Raw genomic sequence first — 8,210 nt, 5'->3', positions numbered from 1 at the left:
TGCCAGCAACTCAAATCACCCTCACTCAAATTTAACGCTGCGTAAGTCCTATTGATAATTCCTCTTAAAAGGTTGACTATTTTTCAGCGATGCTCGGTGCGGTTAGAAACCGCACCTACCGGGTGTGGTGTGAGTGGGTTCGGTTAATGCGAGATAAACTTTTAGAAATGGTATAATATCGCTTTTTGCAAAATTAGAAACACTTTCATCAAAGGTAATGCTTACTATAAAGTCAGCATTTTTCGTGCCGGTAACTGAACCAAGCGTCGGTGTCGGTTTCTTATTATCAACGGTTACCGTGAGATCGACAGTTGAAGCTGAAGCGGCGTTGCCGTTTCCAGCAGCATCTTCAGCGACGTTGCTTCCGACAGAAATCCCCACGGAGTTGCTGTTTCCAGTGCTAACGCCACTGATGTCTATCGTCCCAGTAAAGGACGTGCTCCCATCGGCACCTGTCGTCCAACTTGAGGGCGCGTCCGCATCCCCTGAAACAGTCAGGTCACTCGGGGTAAAATTGTCCACCTCTTCACTGAAAGTAATCGTTACATCGAAGTCGTCATTCTGAGCACCAGATGGCCCCGTAATCGAGGAGACTGTCGGACGCACGTTGTCTATATCCACCGTTATAGTATTTGAGGCTGTTCCATAGTTCACGCTACTACTGTCCTGTACGGCATTCGCTCCTATTTGAATGCTCAGCTCTCCATCCTGATTCGCCTCGGGTGTGATTGTGACTGTATACGTCGGCGCGCTTCCGGAGGGAGTCCCTACCGTCGCCATGGTGCTTGGGGTTAATGTAATATCATCTGCGACAAAAGCCCCTACGCTTTCAGTGAACATCACCGTAATGTCAAAAGCGGCGTTACGATCTTCATCCCCGCTTGGGCCCATAATCATGATGCTATGCGGTAGGTCGACGGATACTGTCTGGTTGGTTGCGGCTGTGTTGCCCTCCCCACCAGTATTTGTCGCTACATTCGCTCCCACACTGATTGTTATATCCCCTGTAACCTTGGGTTTTATTGTCGCTGTATAGGAGTCATCACTCCCTGTGAGGTCCATCACACTCGCGCCGTTCGTTAGCCCGATATCCCCTTTTTCAAAACCGGTTACATCTTCACTGAAAGTAATCGTTACATCAAATGCCGCAGTCTGCGTACCCGATGGCGGCGTAATTGTCACTGTTGGTGCCGCTGCTTCGGCGGACGTGGGCATTCAATTAATGAGTAAGCCTAAAACTATCAAAGAAATTAGCAATTTTTTCATGAGGTTCACCCCGTTTTATAGTAAAACCCATAATTACCTTACATTGACGAGGCTGGAATGCACGTCGTATGAATCAGAATCAGAGGCACTTCTTGTGTGAAAACACTGTATAATATTTCGCGACTGAAGGTCGCCCCTCTGGCATTATGAGTTATAATAAGACAATTTAATTAATTTTTCAAATTAAACATTATAAAAGTCTTTATGTAACTATCAATTATACGATATTTTCTCGGAAAATGTAACGGCAAACGCAAATTATGTCCGTAAAAATCGCTAATTTTGCTTGAAAATCGCAGAATATTGTGAAATTTTGTTCTTTCTTGTGAAAAAATCCGCTTTTCAAACAAAGACCGCGGGGATCTCCAGGGTTGGGATATATGGTAGTGAGGTACGGGCACTCACAAGGGGTGCCGCTACAAGAGGTACGGGCACCCACAAGGGGTGCCCCTACAAGAGGTAAACTTATTTTCATAACTCACCATAGATGCGGGTCTGTTAGCAGCTTGCCACGACAAATTGCCGCCTTTACCGCTAATGGAAGCAGAAGAAAACACAGATTCGGATATAATGTCCGATATTATTGGAGAGGTCCCCGAAAATTAGAATAAATCATAAAATATTTGCTCAGGATATACTATAATGTTATTTTATAGGAAAGAAATATGCCCTAACCTAACTATTTCTTGAATTCTAATAAGTATTGACTTTATATTCCTTTAAAATTTGACTGCAAATGAGATTTTATGATAATATACATTATTAACTTATGTGAAATATAAGGTTTGTAAACATCTCATAACATGTATTTTTTTAGCGTGAGTTTGCCACAAACGTGAAGGAATTTACGCCGTTCAAGAATAGAGGATCGCCTGATTGCCATGTCAATACCAATTAATTTCTTTCAAGATATAATTGACCGCTGTCACCAACGGCACGAGAATCCACTTAAGCAACGGCGGACGTCCGCAAGACCGCTGTTGTACAAAGGGCTTCCTTACCATTTCAGGGTCCATTGTGCGCAGCAATATCCTGTGCCCCTTCAAGACTTGGAAGCGGCAGGTATTTCCTTTATGCCGATAGGGCCGGCACCTGGTGCCGACCGTCCCCCGCGATCCTCAGGGAGGGATCGGTTCTTGAAACGCCAAGGGGCAACAGATGCGCGGCCCGTCCGATGGCAGAAGTCGTGGGGGATTCAAATCTATACGGGTGTCCACTCGGCGCGCGATGACGCGCCGTGGCATGACATCGGCTTTACCTACGAAGCTATCTGTGCCGCACCTGATGCCGTGCTGTCTTGCGTTCAAGCCCTTGTTTATGCCGTCCCGAACCCGTTGTTGACGATGTCAAAGTCTGGGGGACTCCGCTTTTCCTGCAGGATACCGGGGTACTTGCACCCGAACACGAAACAGGCAAAACTGTATGTCTATAAAGGGGACCTAACAGCACCGCATCGATATGACGCATATCTTGAGATTGTTGGTGAGAAAGGATACAATCGCTGGGATGCGCGTTATGAAATCCTACTCGGAAACCTGTTAGAGCCGCCTATGATCTCTAAAGAGCTTCTCTTTGCTCCTATCGATATCCTTCGCGCGAAACTTCACCAACCTGCTTCCGAAAGCGTCCAAGACCAGGAGGACATTCCCGAAGCACCCTACTCTCTCGGATCGGGTAAACTCGACCTCGCCAAAGAGGCGTTTTTCAAACACGGGTTTTCTTACGTCAAACAAGAAGATGGATTTCACTATTGGCGTCGGCAAGAAGCGGAAATTAGCGGGACAGAGGTATCATTGTGGGAGCGCGAGGGTGGCGTGTGGATATGTGCATCCACAGCGGATACGGGGCTGCCTACGGAGGCAACGCTCATCACAGATGTTTGGGAGAATACGGGTATCCTGCCGCCGCTTCCGGCGACGGGGCTGCCTATAAGCGATAAGGTGCCTTCGATTCGGGCGGGGAACCTCAGTCCACTGGGCATAAGACGCCCCCGGCCGGCGTTAGAGAAGCCGACACCTACAGAAACGATTCATGAGACAGATGAAGAAATTAGCACTCAGGTGCAGCGTGCTTTCGATAGAAACGTGCGCGTTCTTGGCATTATACCCCACACAGGCTTAGAGAAAGACGATGAAGTAGCATCCGTTCTGGGTGATGGTGAGATGATGTGTTTAAACATATCAGATGCTGAAATTGGGGCAGCAGTCAAACCATTTCTTGAAAAGCGAAATGTGGAATCGGTCACACGGTGGCGGGACCGGATGTATCTCTGGAATCAGGTGAAAGATACCCCCGTCGACGTGCGTATGGCAACTCCCTTTCAACATGGAAACGTCTGTGAGGATCCTGAGCGGTGCGAAGCACTTGAGAAAAAGGGTGGGAATCCGGACGAAATTATCTGTCCACACTGCCCCGTCTATACAACATGTCAGGAACGTGGCTATCTATCGCAACTCGCTACATTACAAACGACCAAAGCACAAATATTAAGGGATCGTCGACTGTTTTTGGACCCACAATACGCAAAAACAGTGGAACACCTTCTCGAAGCGGACGATGGCACACAACGGCTTTGTATCGTCAATTCCAAGAAAGAAAATCAACTGTTTCTCGAATACAAACTATCAAAAACCACATTGGAAGAATGGATTGCCAACTGGCGAGGCAGTGCCTTAGGAAACTTTGCGATAGCCGCACTGAATGCGTTAGAAATCAAAGACAAATCCCATGCTATCTGGGTCGAACGCCTGCGAACAGTGACACAAACGTTTGAATGGTTGGAAGCAGAAATCATCCAACAGATGTGCCATTTTGAGGTAGACGGTAGAGTGGTCGAGCGAGGGACCATTGATCCAGAGACCGAAGAGGAATTAGCACGTTTTACTATTGAGTTTGAAGGTGGGATTTCTGCTTATATTCCATTGGACGCTGCGGCTGCGGAGAGACTGGCGGCAGAAGGGTTGCCCTTCTTTCGACTCGACGCTTTTGTGCCTAACGCAGACACGAAAATTCTGATGTCAATAGCGGATGCCGTCAGATTGGGTATCTTGGATGCATCGACTGTTGAAAATATTCAGGCGTTCCCAACGGTTTGTGGGAATCCACACTGGACGTTTTGGCATCAACTTCAGTATTTCTTCTCATATTACACCCGAAACGCCGATGCACCGATGCACTGGGCGGCCGAAGTGCTACAGTTTTGGGTGCCGCCGGTCCTACATCCGAGCGTCAGACACCTGTTGGTCACCTCCTCGGCTCTCTACGACAGACATCTCCATCGAGCGTTCTTAGATGAGGAAGTTGAGGTCCTTCCTGCCCCACCGGTGGCATGGGTTCCCGGAAACCGTGTTTTTCAGGGGCGTTCGAGTATCTATCCACAGAAAGTAATTTTAGAACTCGATGACACCTGGGACTTTCTGGGGATATCTGAAAAGGGACAGCGCATTTTTTTGAATATCCAAGCTGAAATTGAAAGGGATCCGAATATTAAGCATGGGATTCTAACCTATACGCACGCAATTGAACAGGTGAAAGATATCGCGACAAATGAGAACCTCTGTTTCTTGACGAATTTCCGAAAGACGAAGGGATTGGAAACCGCTTTTCAAGAAGCGCATGTCATCTGGATAGTCGGCTTGCCGGAAATGAGATCACGTGCCATTTTGAACCGTTCTCGGATCTTGTTCGGTAGGGATGAGAAACCCCTCTCTTATGAAATGGACCCTGACACCTACTGCTACAAAGACGAACGCGTCCAAAGCACTTATGAAAGAGTCATTGCCCGCATATTCACAGAGATTATAGAGCTGGCGCAGCTGAACCGTTTGGCAAACAAAAAAATTATGTTGGTTACGGGTTTGCGAATTCCTGAACTTACCGATAGACCTGAAACCCTCTTTTTTGACGTGGAAGATTTGGAGGTCGCCGGTGAGTTAGACAAACTTCCCGAGGCAATAGCGATACGCGAAGGTTTTGAGGTCGAACGCGACAAACTGACTGCTGAATCCCCCAGAAAAGAGGTAGAACGGATTCTCGGATGCTCCCCAAGGCACGCAAACCGAGTGTTGCAAAGGATGAGGGGTGGGAAACTCATACGTATCCCGTTCCGCGAGCAAATCCTCGCAATTCTCGCCGACGGAGAGAAAACAACACCCGAAATCACGGATGCGATTAAAGGACATCCAAAAGCGATAAACACAGAACTCACCCGCCTTGTAGCCCTCGGTGAAATTGTAAAAATTCGACGGGGTCTCTATAGACTTTAGAATGACTCGGTTCTCTTAGAAGGAAATTCGTGATGAAATTACTGGTTACGGGCGGTGCTGGGTTTATCGGTACAAACTTCATACGGTATTGGCGCCAGCACCACTCGGACGATACGCTTATTAACCTTGACCTCCTGACGTACGCTGGAAACCCCTCCAATCTGACAGATATAGCGAAAACACTCCCCACGAAGCGTTACAAATTCGTCCACGGTGATATTCTTGATACAACTTTCGTAGAAGACATTTTGAAAACAGAGCACCCAGATGTGATTGTCAATTTCGCCGCCGAATCACACAACAGTCGTGCCATCCTACATCCGAGGCGTTTCTTTGAAACGAATGTGATGGGGACGCAGGTGCTATTGGACGCGGCTCGAAAGTACGGCGTGGCGCGGTTTCACCATATCTCCACCTGTGAAGTCTACGGTGAACTCGCTTTAGATTCACCCGACATGTTCAGTGAAAATGCGCCCTACCGTCCACAGACCCCTTACAATGCCTCTAAAGCGGCAGCCGATCACCTCGTGAACGCCTATTTTCACAGTTTCGGCACACCGATTACTATCTCCAATTGCGCGAACAACTACGGTCCTTATCAGCATCCGGAGAAACTCATTCCGCTGTTCACAACAAACGCGCTCCAAAACTTACCCTTAACCCTCTATCGAAGCAGTCATAACCGCCGGGAATGGTTGCACGTTGAAGACCACTGCCGAGCCGTTGCAGCAGTCATCACGCGCGGCAAAATTGGCGAAACTTACAACGTCGGGAGCGGTGTAGAGAAAAGCATCGAGGAAATCAGCGACTTCATCTTAGACACCCTCGGCAAACCGCAGGCATTAAAAACTTATGTTCCCGACCGACCCGGACACGATTGTCGGTATCTGTTAGACTCCGGGAAGATTGCTCGCGACATCGGATGGCAACCGAAAATCCCCTTTGAAGTCGGAATGCGTGAGACGATTCAGTGGTACATAGACAATCAGGAATGGTGGCAGACAATCCAACAACAGGCAGATAGCGAAACCGTTCAAGAGGATAAATGGGAAACATTCACACGGAGGTGACCTTCATGCAGCTGACGACGGAACAACTGACAGCATGGAAACAAGATGGAACGCTTGTAGTGCCGAATGTGTTTTCAGAGGAAGAGACTGCCCCGGCACTCGAAGCGATCGAACGGAACGCCTACGATGGGTTGACCTACGCCGAATATCGCGCGAAATGGGACCCGCAGCCGGATGCCCTGAAAAGTGCTTATGAGAAGAACAGTGATATGCAACGGCTCGCCGGTCCCTTCGGAAAGGCACTGCATTTTCCGACAGGTTTGGAAGCCGTAGATAAACTCCTTGAAAATGCGGCATACTTGGGAATCGCGCAGCAACTGTTAGGGGCAGAAGAGATTCGGCTCAGCTACGGGCAGATTTTCCTCCGAGAGGGGCTCACCGATAGCCGTCATAGCGAACACCCGTGGCAAGGATACCACATCGACAATGGAACGAACTCGGCTTTGCCACCGCATCCGGATTGGCAACGCTACGGGTATATCTTGTCCGGCATTATCCTGCACGACATCGAATTGGACGGCGCGCCGATGCTTGTTTGTCCGGGTTCACAAAACCAACTGGATACAATATGGGCAAAGTACCCCGGCAGATCAGGTGGTGTCGGTATTCCTGATTTGCGTGAATTTAAAGGAGAACTCGCCGAGCCAATTCCCGTTACGGCAAAAGCAGGGAGCGTGGCGTTCCGCTCCAGTTACCTCGTTCACGCCGCACAGCCGTTTGAAAATAAAAGCAAGCAACGCGCATGGATGGGGTATCATTTCCACCGTGCGGACAATGCCGATTGGTGCAAAACGACGCGCCCGGTGCCGGGGTGGGGTAGTCCACAATATATGAAATTTGTGGCGCGAACGACTCCCGCAGCCCGCCGCGTTTTAGGGTGGCCCGCCCTTGGCGATGCATACTACACGCCAGAGGCACTTGCACGTCTTGCACAAGCATATCCGGGAATTGATTTGGAACCTTACAAAAAATAAAATAAGGTAGGTGCGGTTTCCTAACCGCACCGGATCCAAAAAAAAGATGTGAAACTCAACAATTCCTTAAAATTGAATGGCTCTGCCTCAAATAGCATAAAAGGTGGACAAAGTTTAGAAAAAGTTGTATACTGTATAGACCTACCCCAAAAGGAGATTTAAAAAGTAATGAGCAGTTCTGTGAATAGCAAACCCACTATGAGATGTAAACTAACACTCATTCTGGAAGAACAACCAGAAGGTGGATTCACAATAACTTGTCAAGAATTACCCGAATTGATTACAGAATGCGACTCTTTAGACGAGATTAAAGAGGTCGTCACTGATGCATTTCACGCCGTTGTTGAACTTTACGATCACCAACAACGGTCTTTGCCTGAAGAAGTTCAGATTTTAGACGACAATACGGAGGATGCTGCAGTTAGGCATCTATTGGAAACGGTGGTGCCTATCCATGAAGTACCGCGAGATAGCCAAAAAACTACGTCGGCTTGGCTATGAAGAAATAAAGAGAAGAAGGTCAGGCTCCCATCGCATCTGGGAACATCCGCAAACTAAACTGTCAGCATCTATCCCTGATTGGGGTAGTAGAGATTTGAAAATAGGGACGCTCCGAAGTATTCTTAAACAATTAG

6 protein-coding genes are annotated in these 8,210 nt (G+C 48.1%); 5 read left to right on the top strand and 1 reads right to left on the bottom strand.

Annotated elements, in window-relative coordinates; genetic code table 11:
- Nucleotides 1–102: 102 nt before the first annotated feature.
- Nucleotides 103–1,215, bottom strand: coding sequence for an Ig-like domain-containing protein (locus OXN25_19235; protein MDE0426992.1), 1,113 nt, complete (start codon nt 1,213–1,215; stop codon nt 103–105).
- A gap of 1,124 nt (nt 1,216–2,339) precedes the next feature.
- Here OXN25_19235 and OXN25_19230 point away from each other — a divergent pair.
- The 5 genes from OXN25_19230 to OXN25_19210 form a co-directional block, all read left to right on the top strand.
- Nucleotides 2,340–5,531 (top strand): hypothetical protein, encoded by a 3,192-nt coding sequence (locus tag OXN25_19230; GenBank protein MDE0426991.1) that lies wholly within the window; start codon nt 2,340–2,342, stop codon nt 5,529–5,531.
- Nucleotides 5,532–5,560: 29 nt separating this feature from the next.
- Nucleotides 5,561–6,601, top strand: a complete 1,041-nt coding sequence (gene rfbB, locus OXN25_19225) for a dTDP-glucose 4,6-dehydratase (GenBank protein ID MDE0426990.1) — start codon at nt 5,561–5,563, stop codon at nt 6,599–6,601.
- Entirely contained in the window at nt 6,577–7,575 is a 999-nt protein-coding gene (locus tag OXN25_19220; protein MDE0426989.1) for a phytanoyl-CoA dioxygenase family protein, read from the top strand. The genes rfbB and OXN25_19220 overlap by 25 nt, the downstream gene beginning before the upstream one ends.
- Nucleotides 7,576–7,773: 198 nt before the next feature.
- Nucleotides 7,774–8,076, top strand: a complete 303-nt coding sequence (locus OXN25_19215; GenBank protein ID MDE0426988.1) for a type II toxin-antitoxin system HicB family antitoxin — start codon at nt 7,774–7,776, stop codon at nt 8,074–8,076.
- On the top strand, nt 8,030–8,210 hold a 181-nt coding region (locus OXN25_19210; GenBank protein ID MDE0426987.1), incomplete at its 3' end, for a type II toxin-antitoxin system HicA family toxin. The genes OXN25_19215 and OXN25_19210, both read left to right, overlap by 47 nt.

This window comes from Candidatus Poribacteria bacterium (assembly GCA_028820845.1).
In the GTDB taxonomy this organism is placed as follows: Bacteria; Poribacteria; WGA-4E; order WGA-4E; family WGA-3G; genus WGA-3G.
Note: the sequence above shows the minus strand (reverse complement) of the source record. Positions and strands in the feature narration are given on the sequence as shown.